At 49.4% G+C, this 17399-nt stretch carries 17 protein-coding genes and 1 riboswitch; of the genes, 1 reads left to right on the forward strand and 16 read right to left on the reverse strand.

The annotated features are described in order from the left end of the window. Position 1: 1 nt before the first annotated feature. From def to QMZ64_RS10855, 8 genes are all read right to left on the reverse strand, one after another. The gene (def, locus tag QMZ64_RS10820) at positions 2-484 is read right to left on the reverse strand and encodes a peptide deformylase (protein ID WP_243940241.1); all 483 of its coding nucleotides are present in this window, start codon (positions 482-484) and stop codon (positions 2-4) included. Positions 485-513: 29 nt separating this feature from the next. Continuing rightward, positions 514-2931 (reverse strand): primosomal protein N', encoded by a 2418-nt coding sequence (gene priA, locus QMZ64_RS10825; protein ID WP_243940240.1) that lies wholly within the window; start codon positions 2929-2931, stop codon positions 514-516. Beyond that, positions 2928-4145, reverse strand: a complete 1218-nt coding sequence (coaBC, locus tag QMZ64_RS10830) for a bifunctional phosphopantothenoylcysteine decarboxylase/phosphopantothenate--cysteine ligase CoaBC (protein WP_265627088.1) — start codon at positions 4143-4145, stop codon at positions 2928-2930. Before coaBC ends, priA begins: the two co-directional genes overlap by 4 nt. An 82-nt stretch (positions 4146-4227) precedes the next feature. Next, a complete protein-coding gene (rpoZ, locus tag QMZ64_RS10835) occupies positions 4228-4428 on the reverse strand; it encodes a DNA-directed RNA polymerase subunit omega (RefSeq protein ID WP_065644103.1) in 201 nt (66 codons plus the stop codon). A 2-nt stretch (positions 4429-4430) separates the two neighbouring features. Then, entirely contained in the window at positions 4431-5045 is a 615-nt protein-coding gene (gmk, locus tag QMZ64_RS10840; protein ID WP_003181659.1) for a guanylate kinase, read from the reverse strand. Between the two features lie 7 nt (positions 5046-5052). Further along, positions 5053-5322 (reverse strand): extracellular matrix/biofilm regulator RemA, encoded by a 270-nt coding sequence (gene remA, locus QMZ64_RS10845; protein WP_003181657.1) that lies wholly within the window; start codon positions 5320-5322, stop codon positions 5053-5055. Positions 5323-5397: 75 nt separating this feature from the next. Then, entirely contained in the window at positions 5398-6273 is an 876-nt protein-coding gene (locus tag QMZ64_RS10850; RefSeq protein ID WP_023857229.1) for a YicC/YloC family endoribonuclease, read from the reverse strand. 109 nt (positions 6274-6382) lie between these two features. Continuing rightward, the gene (locus tag QMZ64_RS10855) at positions 6383-9055 is read right to left on the reverse strand and encodes a calcium-translocating P-type ATPase, SERCA-type (RefSeq protein ID WP_265627089.1); all 2673 of its coding nucleotides are present in this window, start codon (positions 9053-9055) and stop codon (positions 6383-6385) included. Positions 9056-9201: 146 nt separating this feature from the next. On the opposite strand from QMZ64_RS10855, the gene QMZ64_RS10860 reads away from it, so the two are divergent. Continuing rightward, on the forward strand, positions 9202-10914 hold the full coding sequence (locus tag QMZ64_RS10860; RefSeq protein WP_265627090.1) for an Rqc2 family fibronectin-binding protein: 1713 nt from the start codon (positions 9202-9204) through the stop codon (positions 10912-10914). A 282-nt stretch (positions 10915-11196) separates the two neighbouring features. Here QMZ64_RS10860 and QMZ64_RS10865 read toward each other — a convergent pair whose 3' ends face one another. The 8 genes from QMZ64_RS10865 to QMZ64_RS10900 form a co-directional block, all read right to left on the reverse strand. Beyond that, the gene (locus QMZ64_RS10865; RefSeq protein ID WP_265627091.1) at positions 11197-11703 is read right to left on the reverse strand and encodes an NAD(P)-dependent oxidoreductase; all 507 of its coding nucleotides are present in this window, start codon (positions 11701-11703) and stop codon (positions 11197-11199) included. Further along, positions 11684-12469 (reverse strand): sirohydrochlorin chelatase, encoded by a 786-nt coding sequence (locus QMZ64_RS10870; protein ID WP_265627092.1) that lies wholly within the window; start codon positions 12467-12469, stop codon positions 11684-11686. Before QMZ64_RS10870 ends, QMZ64_RS10865 begins: the two co-directional genes overlap by 20 nt. A 1-nt stretch (position 12470) precedes the next feature. After that, complete coding sequence (gene cobA, locus QMZ64_RS10875; protein WP_243940226.1) at positions 12471-13244, reverse strand: uroporphyrinogen-III C-methyltransferase; 774 nt, start codon at positions 13242-13244, stop codon at positions 12471-12473. A gap of 151 nt (positions 13245-13395) precedes the next feature. Then, positions 13396-13989 carry an adenylyl-sulfate kinase gene (gene cysC, locus QMZ64_RS10880; protein WP_065644097.1) on the reverse strand — a complete coding sequence of 198 codons (594 nt, stop codon included), beginning with the start codon at positions 13987-13989 and terminating at the stop codon, positions 13396-13398. A gap of 13 nt (positions 13990-14002) precedes the next feature. After that, the gene (sat, locus tag QMZ64_RS10885; RefSeq protein WP_243940224.1) at positions 14003-15139 is read right to left on the reverse strand and encodes a sulfate adenylyltransferase; all 1137 of its coding nucleotides are present in this window, start codon (positions 15137-15139) and stop codon (positions 14003-14005) included. Between the two features lie 25 nt (positions 15140-15164). After that, a complete protein-coding gene (locus QMZ64_RS10890) occupies positions 15165-16229 on the reverse strand; it encodes a sulfate permease (RefSeq protein WP_229129071.1) in 1065 nt (354 codons plus the stop codon). Between the two features lie 11 nt (positions 16230-16240). Next, positions 16241-16942 (reverse strand): phosphoadenylyl-sulfate reductase, encoded by a 702-nt coding sequence (locus QMZ64_RS10895; protein WP_243941150.1) that lies wholly within the window; start codon positions 16940-16942, stop codon positions 16241-16243. A gap of 86 nt (positions 16943-17028) precedes the next feature. Beyond that, positions 17029-17145, reverse strand: a complete 117-nt coding sequence (locus QMZ64_RS10900) for a YezD family protein (RefSeq protein ID WP_369878884.1) — start codon at positions 17143-17145, stop codon at positions 17029-17031. A gap of 103 nt (positions 17146-17248) precedes the next feature. Beyond that, a riboswitch (SAM riboswitch) is annotated at positions 17249-17355 on the reverse strand. Between the last annotated feature and the right edge of the window lie 44 nt (positions 17356-17399).

The following is a 17399-nucleotide window of genomic DNA, read 5'->3' on the forward strand; positions in this document are numbered from 1 at the left end:
ATCATCCTTCCATTTCCTCAAGTTCTTCCGCATCATAATAGCGCGTTACTTTTGATGTGAATAAAATACCGTCCAAATGGTCGATTTCATGCAGCAGCGCCCGCGCCAAAAAGCCTTCAGCTTCAATCATGAACGGTTTTCCGCGGCGGTCGAACGCCTTGACCTTTACATAATCCGAACGCTTCACTTCACCGTATAGATCGGGAAAGCTCAAACAGCCTTCAGGACCCGTTTGTTCACCGCTCTCTTCGACGACCTCCGGGTTGACCAGTTCAATTCTGCCCGTGTCATCGCCGATATCGACGACTGCCGCTCTTTTTGAAACGCCGATTTGCGGGGCGGCAAGTCCGACTCCGTCCAGCTCAAGCATCGTATCATACATATTGTCGAGCAGTTTCTTTAATGATTTATCAAAAGACGCAACGGGTTCGGCAGGGGTTTCAAGAACCTCCGCCGGATACGTTACGATCGGTTTTACTGCCAATCTAGAAGCCCTCCATCACACTGTTATTTTTACATCATCATATATGGATTCATGTCGATCGAAATCATCAATTGCTTTTGTTCAATATCTCGTTTGTAATGATCCATAATGTTTTTAAGCAACGATGTAAGCTGGTTTTCCTGTTTGTATTTTATCACGCATTGATAGCGATATCTATCTTTGATCCTGGCGATCGGCGATGCGACTGGGCCGAGAATCTTCGCCTCGCTTGAAATGTTCTGTTTTAAATAGTTGGCGATTTTTTCAGTCACGAGCGCCGCCTTCGTCACTTCCTCGTGCGATACGCTGACGAGCGCCAAATAATAATAGGGAGGATAGGCCTGTTCCCTTCTGTGCAGCATCTCCTGCCGGAAGAATGTTTCATAATCGTGCGTTTTCGTTAGCTGAATGCTGTAATGGGACGGTGTGTACGTCTGAATGATCACCTTGCCCGGCTTTTCGTGGCGGCCCGCTCTTCCGCTCACCTGCGTCATCAGCTGGAACGTTTTTTCAGCGGCTCTGAAATCGGGGATGTGAAGCATCGTATCCGCGCTCAAAACACCGACGAGCGTGACGTTTTCAAAATCGAGCCCTTTGGCGATCATTTGTGTTCCGAGCAGAATATCGGCTTCGCCTTTGCCAAAGGATGTGAGCAGCTTTTCATGCGCTCCTTTTCTCGAGGTTGTATCGACGTCCATGCGGATCACCCTTGCAGCCGGCAGAACTTTCGTCAATTCTTCTTCGACCCGCTGTGTACCTGTACCAAAGTAGCGGATATGCTCGCTTCCGCATTCGGGGCAACTTGACGGCATGCCGGTTTCATAGCCGCAGTAATGGCACTTCAGACGCTGTCCATACCTGTGGTACGTCAACGAGATTTCGCAATGAGGACACTGGATGACATATCCGCAGTCCCTGCACATGACAAATGAGGAATATCCCCTTTTGTTTAAAAACAGAACGGCCTGCTCTCCTTTTTCAAGGGTTTCCTCAAGTCCGGCCATTAAGTCTTTGGAAAACATCGAGCGGTTTCCGCTGCGCAGTTCCTCTCTCATATCAACGAGAGACACGTCAGGCATGACTTGGTGATTGACGCGGTGCTTGAGAGAAAGAAGCTTGTACACGCCTTTTTTCGCCCTTGCAAACGATTCGAGCGTCGGCGTCGCACTGCCGAGGACGACCGGACAACGGTGGTATTCGGCCCTTTGAATCGCCGCTTCTTTCGCATGGTATCTCGGCATCTCTTCCTGCTTGTACGATGTTTCGTGCTCTTCATCGATAATAATCATGCCGAGATTTTCAAACGGCGCGAAAATCGCCGAGCGCGCCCCGACGACAAGCCGGACTTCTTTGCGGTGGATTTTCCGCCATTCATCATATTTTTCTCCTGTTGAAAGCCCGCTGTGCAAGACGGCTACCTGTGAGCCAAAGCGGCCTTTAAAGCGGTTGACCATCTGCGGCGTCAGCGAAATTTCCGGAACGAGAACGATCGCTTCTTTGCCGGCTTCCAGCACCTTTTCGATCGATTGCAGATAGACTTCCGTTTTTCCGCTTCCGGTCACTCCGTGAAGAAGAAACACATCGTGCCGCTTGTCTTCGATCGCCTCTGCTATCGCCTCGTAAGCCTGCGCCTGCTCTTCAGTGAGCGGAAGCGGTTCGGTTTTTTTGAACATTCTGTCCTGATAAGGATCCCTGTAAACCTCCTCTTCGCTTTCCTTTAACAGCCCCTTGTCGATCAGCGCTTTTACGGATGCGGAAGAGCCTCCCGTTTTGCCGATCAGATCTTTTGCCGGAACAGCACCGGCTTCTTTGCGGTCGATGAAAAACTGAAGGACCGCTTTTTGTTTGACGGCTTGCGGGGAGAGGCCGTCAAGCGTTTCTTTTAAATGTTCTTTCGCGCAAAGGGGGGCGATCATTCTCCGCGTTTTTTTATTTGTTTTCTGCTTTACTTTATACGCCACTTCAAGGTTGCCCTCTTGAACCTGGCGCTGAATCAGCTTTAATGTCCCATGGTCATCTATATCTGAATAAGAAAGTGTTTCTTTTTGCGAGAACAGGGTTTTAAGCGGTTCGGGAAGCGGCTTATCGCCGATCACCTTGATTTCTTTACCGTATTTTGCTTTCATAGCCGCGGGGAGCATCGCCTGCAAAGCTGTAATTTTAAAAGAAAGTGTTTTTTCTGTCAGCCAATCTGATAGCTCGAGCAGCTCCTCCGTCAAAACGGGCGTCAGATCAAGGATATCCTCGATATCCTTAACCGAACGGCCGGCGAGCTCAGACGATTCTTTCACGCCGGTGACAAATCCCTGGATTTTGCGGGCGCCGAACGGAACAATCACGCGCATCCCTTTTTTAATCATCCCTTTGAATTTGTCGGGAATGCGGTAGTCAAACGGTCTGTCGATATTTTTGGTTGTAACATCGACGATTACTTCAGCGAAATTCATGAGGACGTTCCGCTCCGGCCGGCAAGCTCAGCGGCTTCCTTCAAGACTTCGGCGGCAACCTCCCGTTTTGACATCAAAGGGTGCGCCGTCTTTTTGCCGTCTCGGTGAAACACCGTCACGATGTTGGTTTCCGTTCCAAAACCGGCGCCTTCAGCTGTTATATTGTTGGCGACAATCAGATCGAGATTTTTTGTCTCCAGCTTTTGTTTGGCATAGTCTTCGACGTGCTGCGTTTCGGCTGCAAAGCCGACCAAGATTTGCTTTGTTTTCCGCTCTCCCAGCGCTTTTAAAATATCCTTCGTCCGCTCAAGCTCAATGACGAGACCGCCATCCTTTTTCTTCATTTTTTGATGGTGAATATGCTTTGGCCTGTAATCAGCGACAGCAGCCGTTTTGATGACGATGTCGCTCTCATCGAAAACGGATAGTGCCGCTTGATACATATCTTCTGCAGACTGAACATGAATAACGTCAACCCCTGCGGGATCATCAAGCGCTGTCGGGCCGGCAATCAGCGTCACGCGCGCTCCCATTTTTGCCGCTTCCTCAGCGAAAGCAAAGCCCATTTTCCCTGTCGAACGGTTGGAGAAAAAGCGGACGGGATCGATTTGTTCTCTTGTCGGGCCCGCTGTAATTAAGACACGCTTTCCTTCAAGCAAACCGCTGTTTTCGTTTGAAAAATACGACTCGGCCAATTGGACGATTCGTTCGGGCTCTTCAAGTCTGCCTTTGCCGATATATCCGCACGCAAGGTAGCCTTCACTCGGCTCGATAAACCGGCAGCCGTCTTTGTAAAGAACGCTGATGTTCCGCTGAACGGCCGGGTGGTCGTACATATGAACGTTCATCGCCGGAGCGATCCACACCGGCGCAGTCGTCGCCAAAAGCGTCGTCGTCAGCATGTCATCGGCAATGCCTGAAGCGAGTTTTCCGATCACATTGGCCGTTGCCGGAGCAACGATCACAAGATCCGCCCAATCCGCGGCATCGATATGGGCGATGACACGGGGATTCGGTTCTTCGAACGTGTTGGTATATACTTCATTGCGCGAAAGCGCTTGAAAGGTGAGCGGAGACACAAATTCACAGGCGGATTTTGTCATGATGACTTTCACATTGGCTCCTGCCTGTACGAGCTTGCTCGTCAAGGCGGCCGCTTTGTATACTGCGATTCCTCCGCTTACTCCCAGCAGGATGTTGCGATTTTTCAGCATCGTTTTTTCTCCCCCTTATGTTCTGTTCGCCGGCCCTGAAAAAAATAACAACCTAGTGTATAGGTTGCTATTTTTAAGGCTATTAGCGATTTTCCTTTTCGAATGTAAGCAGTCCGGCATCAATTTCTTCCAGCGCTTTGCCTACAAATTTATGCGACTTCGGATTTTCGATCTGCGCGTCTTTGTGGATCTGCATTTCGCGGGCACGTCGTGCCGATACGGTAACGAGCGTGTATTTTGAATCCAGTTTATTCATTAAAGAGTCAATTGACGGATCTAGCATAATTATTCAACCTCCAGCATTTTCTTATATCTTGGAGCAACGCGGTCCCGCCGTAAATGTTCGGCGAGAACGATTGCTTTGATTCTTTCGCACGCAAGCTCAATGCTGTCATTTTCGACAACATAATCGTAGGCGTCCATCAGTTCGATTTCCTCCTTCGCCGCTTTCATCCGGTTTTCGATCAAGGCTTCTGTTTCTGTCCCTCTTGTGACAATCCGGTTTTTCAATTCGGCGAGACTCGGAGGCGCCAAAAAGATAAACAAGCCTTCAGGAAATGCCTTTCTGACTTGCAGCGCACCTTGGACTTCGATTTCGAGAAAAACGTCCCTTCCGCTTTCAAGCGTCTGTTCGACGTAGTCAACGGGTGTTCCGTAATAGTTGCCGACATATTCGGCCCATTCGAGCAGCTTGTTGTTCTCGATCATCTCTTCGAACTCTTCGCGCGTCTTAAAAAAGTAGTCGACGCCGTCTCTTTCGCCCTGCCGCGGTTTTCTTGTCGTCACCGAAATCGAATATTCAAATTTTGTGTCCTCCTGAGCAAACAGCGCCTGCCTGACTGTTCCTTTTCCGACGCCGGAAGGGCCGGAGAGAACGATTAATAAACCTCTTTCTTTCATAAAGCTCTTATCCCTGCCCTTCATCCATAATTTCTTCTTTAACGGAAAGCCTTTGTGCTACTGTCTCAGGCTGGACGGCAGATAAGATGATATGGTCACTGTCCATAATGACAACCGCACGGGTTCTTCTTCCATATGTAGCATCTATAAGCATGCCGCGGTCTCTGGCATCCTGGATCATCCGCTTAATAGGCGCGGACTCCGGACTCACAATCGAGATCAGCCGATTCGCGGATATGATATTACCAAAGCCGATATTGATCAGTTTAATCGTCATCCTATACGTTCCCCCTGTACTTGGACGTCTCTAGTTTAACCTGCAGAGAACATCCGTAAACAATACGCACAATCGCTATTCTATATTTTGCACTTGTTCTTTTATTTTTTCAATAGAGCTTTTCATTTCGACCACATGTTTTGTGATCTGGTGATCATTCGCTTTTGAACCGATCGTGTTCGCTTCACGGTTCAGCTCCTGGACGAGGAAGTCGAGCTTTCTCCCCGCGGCCCCGCCCGCTTCGCAAATATCGCGGAACTGGCGGAAATGGCTTTTCAGCCTCGTCACTTCTTCCGTGATATCCGAACGGTCTGCAAACAGTGCGACTTCCGTCAGCAGACGGCTTTCATCGAGACCGTCTGTTGACCATTCTTCAAGGCGCGCCTCAAGGCGTTCCCGATAGTGGCCGACGACCTTGGGAGCAAGCTCTGCAATGTCGTCTGTCAGCTTTTCAAGCCTTTCAATATGCTGAAGGCAGTCATCCTTCAGCCTCAGTCCTTCTGCTTCGCGCATGCTGCACAATTCAAGAACGGCAGCCTCGACCGCTTCAAGAAGGACTTCTTCAAGCTTGTCATTTTGGATCGGCTCTTCTTCAACTTGGATGACATGGTCAAACTGAAAGGCGTCTTGAAGCGTGATCTCTCCTGAAAGCCGGCAGCGCTCTTTCATTTCGCGCGCGGCTTTCTGGTACTCTTCAAGCAGCGGCCAGTCAACCTGGATTTTCCGGGTGACCAGAGCCTCGTCGTCAACGGAAACGAACAGCTCCAGCCGCCCCCTTTGTATATGTTTAAAAATCGTTTGCTTTATTTTGTCTTCTAAATAGAGCAAAGGTCTTGGCATGCGTGCGTTTACTTCTTTAAACCGATAGTTGACAGATTTCAGCTCAACAGCTGCTGTCAGCCCATCCTTCGTTTTGCTCGCGCTGCCGAAACCGGTCATACTCCGTATCATAAAACACACCCAATTCCGTATAAGTGAAAAAGACTTCTTTGATTTAAATTTACGCAAGATGAAAAGGCAATAGAAACCTCTATTACCTTTAAGATTATATCATACAAGCCTATTTTTTTCTTGTCAAAAGTGACCCGGCCAATAAAAAAGTTGGAATCGCCGACATTCCGACAATCAGGAGCCAGTCTGCCATTAAAATCGGAACCGTATGGAAAATCGGCTGCAGCGGCGGATAATAAATAACGACAAGCATTAAAAGAATCGAAGACAATACTGCGCCGAGCAAATAAATGTTTTCAAACGGATTGCGGTCAAAGATGGACCGCTCGCTCCGGCAGTCGAACACATGGATCAGCTGCGCAAGGACGAGCGTTGCAAAAGCGACCGTCTGAGCATACTCAAGCGCTTCCGGGTTGCGGTTGTAAATGAACATAAACGCCCCGAGTGTGGCAATTCCGATTAAAAAGCCGCGCGATACGACCTTCCAGCCGAGCCCCCTTGCAAACACGCCTTCTTTTGGACTCCGCGGCTTCCTCTGCATCACATCGTCTTCAGGCTGATCCATGCCGAGCGCCATGGCAGGCAGGCCATCCGTCACAAGGTTGACCCATAGAATCTGTATCGGAACAAGCGGCAGCGGCAGCGCGAGCAGCATCGCAAACAGCATGACCAATATTTCGCCGACATTGGATGCGAGCAAATATCTGATGAACTTTCTAATATTTTCATAGATATTGCGCCCTTCCTTAATGGCCGATTTAATCGTCGCAAAATTATCATCGACAAGAATGAGCGATGATGCCTCCTTGGCGACATCCGTTCCCGTAATCCCCATCGAAATGCCGATATCCGCCTGTTTAATCGCAGGGGCATCATTGACTCCGTCTCCGGTCATCGCGACGATGTGACCGTTTTCCTGGTAGGCGGTCACGATCTTCAGTTTATGTTCGGGGGACACCCTTGCAAACACGTAAACATCGTCAACAATTTCCGCCAATTCTTCCTGTGAGAGCTCGTTCAGCATCTGGCCGTCCACGACCTTCCCGCGCGGCGGCAATAACCCGAGATCTTTTGCGATGGCTGTTGCCGTTATCACATGATCGCCGGTGATCATCACAGTTTTGATCCCCGCTTCCCTGCACTCTTTAATCGCTGTTTTCACTTCGGGCCGCGGCGGATCGATCATCCCTAACAGCCCGATGAAAGTTAAGCCTGACTCCGCTTTTTCGAGCGAGAGATTTTCTGTATCTTTGATCGGTTTATACGCGACAGCAATCGTCCTCAGCGCTTGGGACGCAAGCGTTTCCAGCGCCGCGCTTGTTTCGGCGAGCCTTGCCTTTGTGAAGATTTCGCGCTTTTCGTCTGTCAGCGTATGCGACGAACGCTTCATCAATACATCAGGCGCGCCCTTTGTGATGACAAAGCGCTTGCCGCTCTTATCTTCCGCAATGACAGACATCATTTTCCGCGTCGAATCAAACGGAAACTCCTCGATGATTTTAAAATGTTCGTCAACATATTTGTCCGTAAAACCCGCTTTTCGAGCTGCCGTCAGCAAAGCGCCTTCGGTGGGATCGCCGTCAAGACGAAACTCCCCGTCTTTTTCGATAATCGAAGATGAATTGCATAATGCACCGAACAGAAGGACCTGTTGGAGCGGTTTATGATGCCTGGCTTGCACGTCACGCCCGTTCATGGTGAAGGAGCCTTCGGGTTCGTAGCCGATCCCTGACACGTTCCACGTTTTCCCGCCTGACCAGACATGGGTGACCGTCATTTTGTTCTGCGTCATCGTTCCGGTTTTATCGGAGCAAATAATGGATGCGCAGCCGAGCGTCTCAACCGCGGGCAGCTTTCTGACGATCGACTTTTGCCTGATCATCCGCTGTACGCCGAGAGACAGAGCGACCGTGACAATGGCCGGCAGCCCTTCAGGTATGGCAGCGACGGCAAGGGAAACGCCCGCTAAAAACATGCTGTACAGGTCATGCCCCTGGATGACCCCGGCAGCAACGACAAGCAGCGTCAGGAACAAAGCGGCGACAATCAAAATTTTGCCGAGCTCTTCAAGCCTTCTTTGCAGCGGGGTCGCCGTATTCCCGGCAGATTCGAGCATATCGGCGATTTTCCCCATTGCGGAGTTCATCCCAGTGCCGATAACGACGCCGGTGCCGCTCCCCCTTGTGACCAGCGTTCCCATGAAAGCCATATTCTTCAGATCGCCCAGCGATACGTCGGACGCCTGAAAAGCTTCAGCTTGTTTAGACACGGGGAGCGATTCACCCGTAAGAGCCGATTCTTCTATTTCAAGGCTCTTTGTCTCGACAAGCCTGAGATCGGCGCCGATTCTGTCTCCGCTTGCAAAACGGACAACATCTCCCGGAACGAGCTCTTTAGAAGGGATCTTCACCCAGTCCCCCTCCCGGAGCACAACCACTTGAGGAGCTGACAGTTCTTTCAAAGCCTCGAGCGATCTTTCCGCCCGCCTCTCCTGAAAGAAGCCGAGAATGCCGTTAACAAAGATGATCGCGATGATCGCGATGGCGTCAATATACTCCCCGAGGAAACCCGAAATCAATGTGGCCGCAAGCAAAACAAGAACCATGAAGTCCTTGAATTGAGAAAAAAACAATGCGACCGCCGATGTTTTTTCCCCTTCCTGAAGTTCGTTTGTTCCGTGTCTTTCCAGCCGCTTTCCGGCCTCTTTTTCTGTTAAACCTTTGTCGATGGACGTTTTTGTTATGTCTAACAATTCGGTTTGTCCCATCTCGTGCCATTTCATTGAATCGTCCACTCCTCCTGCCCTAAAGGTTGCTCTTGGTTTATCCATCTCTATAAGTCAATTTATTCAGACTCGTCCCAAATCATGCTATAATTATTGAATGGACGCTTTACGAAGAGGATTAACGAGAAAAGGGAGTTTTTCATATGTCTTTTGACGGCATTTTTACATACGGAATGATCGAAGAATTAAACGAAACGATTCGAGGCGGACGGATCGCAAAAATCCACCAGCCGTTTAAGCATGAGCTGGTGTTTCATATCAGGGCGAACGGGCAGAACCGCAAATTGCTGCTCTCCGCCCACCCGAGTTATGCGCGGGTTCACCTGACAAACGAAACCTATGACAACCCGAGCACCCCTCCGATGTTCTGCATGCTCCTCCGGAAGCATCTGGAAGGCGGCTTTATCGACAGAGTCGAGCAAATCGGCATGGACAGAATGATGGTCTTTCATATCAGGAGCCGGAACGAAATCGGCGACACGCTGACAAGAAAGCTGATGGTTGAAATCATGGGAAGGCACAGCAACATCGTGTTAACCGACGGAGAAAAAGACGTCATCATCGACAGTTTGAAGCATCTGTCACCTTCGGTGAACAGCTACCGCACCGTGCTTCCGGGATACGATTACATTCTCCCGCCCGCCCAGAACAAATTGTCACCGCTGGAAGCGGAGACTGAAGATATTCTCCGCCATTTGAATTTCCAAGAAGGCAAACTGGACAGGCAGATCGTCGATAGCTTTTCCGGCGTCTCGCCTCTGTTTGCGAAAGAAGCCGTCTTTCGCGCGGGTCTTGCCAACAGGGCGACACTGCCAAGCGTCTTGACGGAGATGTTCAGCGAAATTAAAAACCGGCGTTTTCAGCCTCAGCTGATCACGACAGAAGATGGAAAAGAATATTTTTACCTTCTTGAGCTGACCCATATAAAAGGCGATAACAGACCCTTTCATACGCTGAGCGAACTTCTTGACCGCTACTATTTCGGAAAAGCGGAGCGGGACCGCGTTAAACAGCAGGCTCATGATTTAGAGCGTTTCGCGGCAAACGAAAAGAAAAAGAACGAAAACAAAATCAAAAAGCTGAAAAAAACACTTGAGCAGTCCGAACACGCGAAGGATTATCTGCTGTACGGAGAGCTGTTGACAGCGAATCTGTACCAGCTGAAAAAAGGAGACAAAGCGGCGAGAGTTATCAACTACTATGATGAAAACGGCGGAGAAATCACGATTCCGCTCAATCCGAATAAGACGCCTTCCGAAAACGCGCAAAACTATTTTACAAAATATCAAAAAGCGAAAAATTCGGTGGACGTCGTGAAGGAGCAGATCAGATTGGCAGAAGAGGAAATCGCTTATTTCGACCAGCTGATTCAGCAACTTTCGTCTGCCTCTCCGAAAGATATAACTGAAATCCGCGAAGAGCTCGCCGAAGGAAAGTATTTGCGGGCCAAACAGCAAGGGGGCCAGAAAAAACAGAAGAAACAGGCGCCGACGCTCGAAACATACGAATCCAGCGCAGGAGAAACGATTCTCGTCGGCAAAAACAACAAGCAGAATGAATATTTGACGATGAAACTTGCCGCCCGCGACCACATCTGGCTTCACACGAAAGATATTCCGGGGTCGCACGTCGTCATCCAATCGAGCGATCCGGACGAGCAAACCATCCTTGAAGCAGCGCAGATCGCTGCCTATTACAGCAAAGCGAAAAACTCGGCTTCGGTACCTGTCGACTATACAAAAATACGCCATGTCAAAAAGCCGAATGGCGCAAAGCCCGGTTTTGTCACCTACGACAGTCAGCAAACCGTTTTTGTAACACCTGACGAAGACTTGATCATCAAGCTGAAAAAATAATTGCCAAAAGGCCTGAACCTCAAGGGTTCAGGCCTTAGATTGTTGACAAAATCCCAAAACGACTTTTTGTTTTGGGATTTTGTCATCCTTTCAGCGTGACCCGCAACCCTTGCAGTCTAGGAAGGCCGAGCATCGGAGCGGACTTTCACAGGAAGTGATGACGGCGGCGTTTAGGCAGGACGCCTGGGCGGTTAGCCGCCGATCCTTCTCCTATTCGTGAGCACCGACTTAGCAGGCCTGACAACGAATGCGAGGGTTTGTCGACACGCTGAGGCCTGAACCTCAATGGTTCAGCCCTCTTCTTTTACGGAGAAGCTCGTCGATCTCTTGGACGAGCTCATCATCGATCAAATCATCGATCAAATCATCGATCTGTCCGGCCAGCTTGATCGTGTGACGCGGACTGGCTCCGTTTGTCGAGACGGATATGGTTATGTTTCCTCTGTTAATGATTTTCGGAACATGCACATTTCCAAGCTCCGCTTCACTCGCAACATTGACAAGCTGATCAGGAGCGGCTGATGCGGCGATCCGCTTGTTCGCCTCATGATCATCGGTCGCGAGAATGATCAGAAATGCATCCTTGAAATCGCCGGGCTCCGCTTTTTTCTTCTTCCATTCGATGCCGTTCTCTTCGATCAATCCGAGCATCTCTTCTGATGCTTTGGGGCTGATGACGGTTGCGGCTGCACCTTCTGCCAGCACCGTTTTCAGCCGCCGCGCCGCGATCTTTCCCCCGCCCGCAATGACTGCGGCTTTGCCTTTGATGTTAATGTGAAGCGGCAGCATCTGATGCTCCTGTAAATCCAAAGCGCCCGGCTTTGTTGATAACCGCTTCCTCCACGCGGTGCAAAAAGGCATTTTTTACATGGGGGTGAAAGCCGAGGTAATCCGTCAGCACGACATCCGGATTGGTTTCTTTCAGCTTGGCGGTTTCCCTTTCAATCTCGTTCATCAGCATACCGGTAAACAGCAGATACGGCACGATGAATGTCGTTTTTCCGTCCCGTTCTTTCAGCTGTTTAAACACATCCAGGTAGTGCGGTTCACAGGCTGTCATAAAGCAGGGAATGACTTCGTCAACGGGCGTGAGGCCTCTCAGCCGCTCGCAAATGTCATAGACATCCCGTTTGACATCCGGATCTGAGCTCCCCCTTCCGATCACCACGACTCTTGCATGTTCATATGGCGTCCCCGTTTCTTCGATCCTTGTAAAAACCGCTTTGACGACTTCCTGATCGACGCCGATCGGCTTTCCGTAAGTGACGCTGACGGCAGGGTACTGCGAAGAAGCACGGGCAAGTTCCTCAGGGATGTCCCTTTTGGCATGCGCGGCTGTCAAGAGGAGAAGCGGCACAGCCGCGATATGGGTCGCTCCCTTTTCCACACAGGCTTTAAAGCCGGTTTCGATATCCGGTGCCGCCAGTTCCAAAAAAGAAATTTCCTGAATGGGGGCGGACATGTTTTCTTTGCAGCTCTCCAAAAAAGCGACTGCCTCTGTTTGGGCTCTTTTTAGACGGCTTCCGTGGCCGATATATAAAATCGCTTGTTTCATATTAAAGCGCCTCGCTTAATGCCGGATCTTTCAGCTCTGGTTCAAACCAGCTTAACTGTGAGCTGAATTGAACGACATCCCCGATGACAATCAGGCTCGGGTTTTCAATCTTTTCGCTTTCGACGGTACCGGCAAGCGTTTCAACCGTGCAAAGCACCGTTTTTTGTTTGTCCGTCGTTCCCCAATGAATGAAAGCGGCAGGTGTAGACGGATCTCTGCCGTTTTCGATCAGAAGCCTTTCGATTTGCTTCACGTTTTTAATCCCCATATAAATGACAAGCGTATCGATCCCTGTGGCTAACGCTTTCCACTTCTCTTCAAAGTTTTCTTCTTTTTGATAATGGCCTGTCACGAAAGCGACGTTTGAACTCGCTTCCCGGTGTGTCACCGGAATGCCCGCATAAGCAGCAGCGGCAATCCCCGAGGTGATTCCCGGCACGATTTCATAAGCAACTCCGTGTTCAGCGAGGGTTTGCGCTTCCTCCCCGCCTCTGCCGAATACGAAAGGATCGCCGCCTTTCAGCCTGACAACGGTTTTCCCTTTTTTCGCATACTTGACGAGAAAATGATTGATTGTTTCCTGCTTCATCATGTGGTAGTCCGGAAGCTTTCCGCAGTAGATGAGATCCGCTTCCTCCTTGGCGTGCTGTAAAATCTGTTTATTCACAAGCCTGTCATACAAAATGACATCGGCTGTCTGGATGGCTTTTAAAGCTTTGATCGTCAGTAAATCGGGGTCTCCAGGACCTGCCCCAACGATATATACTTTCCCCATCTTAGATCTCCCCCCGATCTGCTCAACGTCTTCTTCAATTCATTATAAATCATAAAGAAAGCGTTTGGTGCCTGAAAATATCACAAAAACCAAACGTTTTCTTTATGAAATAGGAAAGTGCATGTGCAGCACTTTCCTATTCACCCGCATTTTATTTCGTTTGATCTTTCACGTATTGGACGAGCTGATTTTTGCACTCTTCCCGGTTATGTGCGCCTGTATCAAGGACAAGCTCAGGCGTCTCAGGCTCTTCATACGGCGAATCGATCCCCGTGAAAAATGGAATTTCTCCGTTTCTCGCTTTTTTGTACAAGCCTTTCGGGTCGCGCTCCTCACACGTCGCCAAATCGCATTTCACATAGACTTCGTGAAACTCATCTTCCTCGACGAGCTGTCTGACAAGCCCGCGGTCTTCTTGAAAAGGGGAAATGAACGCCGTAATGACGATCGTCCCCTGTTCGACAAAGAGCTTCGCGACCTCACCGATCCGGCGGATGTTTTCCTTCCGGTCTTCATCGGAAAACCCGAGGTCCTTGTTCAGCCCGTGCCTGACGTTGTCGCCGTCAAGCACCGTGACCTGGTAGCCTTGTTCAAACAACTCACGCGCTGCGGCGTTGGCAATTGTTGATTTCCCTGAACCGCTCAAGCCCGTCAGCCAAACGATCGAGCTTTTATGTTTATTTTTCTCATGATATTCCCGTTTTGTAATGGACGCTTCATGCCAGACAATATCTTTATTTACCAAGAGATGCTCCCCCTTAAGAAACCCCGGCCGTTAAGCCTTTGATTAATGTTTGAATGACTTCTGGACGGCTGAATGTGCTCGGCGGGAACTCGCCGTTTCTCAGCATGCCCCTCACTTTTGTGCCGGACAAAATGACATGATGTTCTTTGCCGTGAGGGCACGTTTTCGCCGTCGCCATTGAACCGCAGACATTGCAGTAGAAGCTGTGTTCGAATTTCAGCGGCGTAATGCCGATCTCTTCCGGTGCGAACTGATCGAACAGCTCCTGCGCTTCATATGTGCCGTAGTAATCGCCGACTCCGGCATGGTCTCTTCCGACGATAAAGTGCGTGCATCCGTAGTTCTTTCTGACAAGCGCATGGAAGATCGCTTCCTTCGGCCCCGCATAGCGCATCGCCGCCGGAAAAACGCCGAGGAAGACGCGGTCTTTCGGATAGTAGCCGTCAAGCAGCACCTGATAGCTTTCCATGCGGACATCAGCCGGAATATCGTCTGATTTTGTTTCCCCGACGAGCGGATTGAGGAAAAGGCCGTCTACCGTCTCGAGCGCCGTTTTTTGAATGTATTCGTGCGCTCTGTGAACCGGATTTCTCGTCTGGAATCCGACGATTGTTTTCCAGCCGAGTTCTGCGAATTTTTTTCTTGTTTCCAGAGGATCGAATGTGTGCGCCGGGAATTGCTTGACGCTCCGTTTAATGAGCGTGATCGGCCCGCCCACATAAACGCTGCCGCGGTCAAACAATTTTTTGACGCCCGGATGTTCCAGTTCGTCGGTTTTATAGATATTGACGGCTTCCGTTTTCTTGTCCGGCGCATAGATGTCTTCGATCTCAATGACGCCGTATGTTTCCCCATTATAGGTGAGGCGGACGGTGTCCCCCGCTTTTAAGCTTGAAGCTTTTTGCTCGTCAACAGGCAGAGCGATCGGAAGCGTCCATACTTCGCCGCTTGACAGTCTCATATTTTCGACAACAGACAGATAGTCTTTCTCTGTCATAAAGCCTTGGATCGGGCTGTATGCGCCGATTCCGATCAGCTCCAAATCTGAAAAAGCCATTAAATCAAGCTCAATTTCCTGTGCGATATGTTGAAAATCGTATGCTTCATTGACGCGGTTTACCAATACACCGCCGTGTGGTGCTAAACTCATAAACTTGTTTCCCCCTACTTTGTGTTTAAATTCCTCCGCCTTGTTCATGGACGGAGCTGTGCTCTTTTTTGACCGCTCTCATCAGGCTGATCGTTCCGACAGATGCCAGAAGGACGCTTGTGACGACGATGAGAGCATAATAGTCTCCTTTTAATAAAAGGCTGACCAGCATATAAGACAGGCTTAATGAAAGGAACGGCGAGACGACCCATACTTTCAGCATCGTTTTGACTACTTGTTTATGAAAGACATTGCCGCCGTTTTTTGCCATTCCCATCCCTATAATAGAAGATGATGTGACTTGCGCAAGCGGAACCGGCAAACCGAAAATCGAACTGATGATGACAAGCCCGGCCCCTGTTCCGGAAAGGATGATTCCCTCTCCTTTTGAAAATTTCGTAATTTTTTTGCCGTTTGTTTCAAGAACGCGCCTGCCCAGTAAAAGGGCGCCCAGCGCGACAAACAGTCCGCCGTAGAGCGTTCCTTCCCCGACTGTCAAAACATGCGCCGCCACCAGAGGTCCGACAGCATTTGCGACATTGTTCATGCCTGCTGAGAAGGCTTCAAAAAACCCGGTGATCAACAGAATGACCGCCAAAACCTTTGCTTTCTTTCCCGCGGCTGGACGTTTGATCGTTTTTTTCATGATGTTTGCCATCGCAAATGTAAATGTAAAAGCGACGATTGGTACAACGACCCAAAATGAGACGATGACAAGCAAAGATTTCACATACAAAACCTGGTAAGCGACACCTACTCCGACAACAGATCCGACCGTCACTTCACTTGTCGAAAGCGGGATGCCGAGTACATTTGCGATAAAGAGCGACAGTGCCGCCGATCCGATAATAATGCAGACGATTTCAAGCGAAATCACCCGTTCGGGAATGATGCCTGAGCTGATCGTTTTCACGACGTTTCCTCCGCCGATGACGGCGCCCGAGAGAACGCCTGCTGCACAGATTATAAGTGCGTGAAACTTCTTTTTGACGGCTTCAGATCCATAGGCGATTCCCATTGAAGCAGCTGCACCGCTCGCTCCGATATTCATCGCAAAAAACATGCTAAATAAAATGGCGGCAAGTTCCATGACTCATCTCCTTACTCGTGTAATCCGCATTCTGTTTTAGCCGATCCGTTCCAGCGGCCTGATCGAAGATCATCCATTGTAAAGGCCGGAGATGTGCACGGAGCGCAGCCGATGCTCGGGTAGCCTTGATCATGAAGCGGATTGTACGGGAGATCATGCTTTGTCACATATCTCCAAATATCCTTCCACGTCCAATGAATGAGCGGACAAACTTTGATGGACTTGAATTTTTCATCTTTGTTCAAAAAGTTCGTTTTGCTCCGCCCGGGCGATTGCTCGCGGCGCAGGCCCGACAGCCACGCCGGGTAGCCTGAAAGCGTCTCGCGGAGAGGAATGACCTTCCTCATTTCACAGCAGGAATTCGGAGCGGTCTTCCACAGTTCGTCCCCATATTCTTTCGCCTGCTCTTCGACGGTAAGCTCCGGTGTTTTCATGATAATCTGAAGGCCTGGATATCGTTCTTTGACAGCGTCGATCGTTTCATACGTTTCTTTAAAATGAAGTCCAGTATCAAGGAAAACGATGACCGCATCTTTTTTCACCTTATAAATCAAATCGATCAGGACGATCCCCTCAATTCCGAAGCTGCACGCATATACAAGCTGATCCCCGTAATGCCCGTACGCCCATTTCAAGACGGACAGCGCTCCTTTATAAGAGTCATCTTCCTGAAAAGAGATATTCGGTTCCTCCCATGTGCTGTAAGTAAAAATTTTCGGTTCCCCCTTTTTTTCGCCAACAAAAAAACGGCTTCCAGCAGAAAAAAACTGTGAAAACCGCCTCTAGTTTGTCTAGTCAGCTATTTCAATCTTATTTTTTCATTTTTTTCGATTTGAATGACTTTGCCGTCCTGAACAACGAATGTGATCGATCCGTAATTCATGTCTTTCAGCATGTCTTTCATTTTGATGATCACCTTTTCAAGCTGTTCATCTGTCTTCACTTCTAGCTCCTCCTCTGCCCCTAAAAAATTAAAATCTTTCTTCCAATTTTGAAAGAAAGACGAGGAACTCCGCTATTCCTTATCTCTCAAAATGAGGGCATTTTGCTGGAAGTAGCACCTTACGCTTCACACGCAGGTTGCCGGGTTTCATCGGACCAGTCCCTCCACCGCTCTTGATAAGTTTGCTTTTGTTATTTTAAAATTTTAGCACAATTCGAATAAAAGTC

The organism is Bacillus sp. LB7 (genome assembly GCF_030449715.1).
GTDB lineage: Bacteria > Bacillota > Bacilli > Bacillales > Bacillaceae > Bacillus > Bacillus paralicheniformis.

Bases quoted from the DNA above. Each gene is read 5' to 3' on its own strand.
- QMZ64_RS10855 (WP_265627089.1), bottom strand. From the start codon at position 9,055: ATGAAATGGCACGAGATGGGACAAACCGAATTGTTAGACATAACAAAA.
- coaBC (WP_265627088.1), bottom strand. From the start codon at position 4,145: ATGCTGAAAAATCGCAACATCCTGCTGGGAGTAAGCGGAGGAATCGCA.
- QMZ64_RS10850 (WP_023857229.1), bottom strand. From the start codon at position 6,273: ATGATACGGAGTATGACCGGTTTCGGCAGCGCGAGCAAAACGAAGGAT.
- QMZ64_RS10890 (WP_229129071.1), bottom strand. From the start codon at position 16,229: ATGGAACTTGCCGCCATTTTATTTAGCATGTTTTTTGCGATGAATATC.
- remA (WP_003181657.1), bottom strand. From the start codon at position 5,322: ATGACGATTAAACTGATCAATATCGGCTTTGGTAATATCATATCCGCG.
- gmk (WP_003181659.1), bottom strand. From the start codon at position 5,045: ATGAAAGAAAGAGGTTTATTAATCGTTCTCTCCGGCCCTTCCGGCGTC.
- rpoZ (WP_065644103.1), bottom strand. From the start codon at position 4,428: ATGCTAGATCCGTCAATTGACTCTTTAATGAATAAACTGGATTCAAAA.
- priA (WP_243940240.1), bottom strand. From the start codon at position 2,931: ATGAATTTCGCTGAAGTAATCGTCGATGTTACAACCAAAAATATCGAC.
- QMZ64_RS10870 (WP_265627092.1), bottom strand. From the start codon at position 12,469: ATGAAACAAGCGATTTTATATATCGGCCACGGAAGCCGTCTAAAAAGA.
- cobA (WP_243940226.1), bottom strand. From the start codon at position 13,244: ATGGGGAAAGTATATATCGTTGGGGCAGGTCCTGGAGACCCCGATTTA.
- QMZ64_RS10865 (WP_265627091.1), bottom strand. From the start codon at position 11,703: ATGCTGCCGCTTCACATTAACATCAAAGGCAAAGCCGCAGTCATTGCG.
- sat (WP_243940224.1), bottom strand. From the start codon at position 15,139: ATGAGTTTAGCACCACACGGCGGTGTATTGGTAAACCGCGTCAATGAA.
- QMZ64_RS10860 (WP_265627090.1), top strand. From the start codon at position 9,202: ATGTCTTTTGACGGCATTTTTACATACGGAATGATCGAAGAATTAAAC.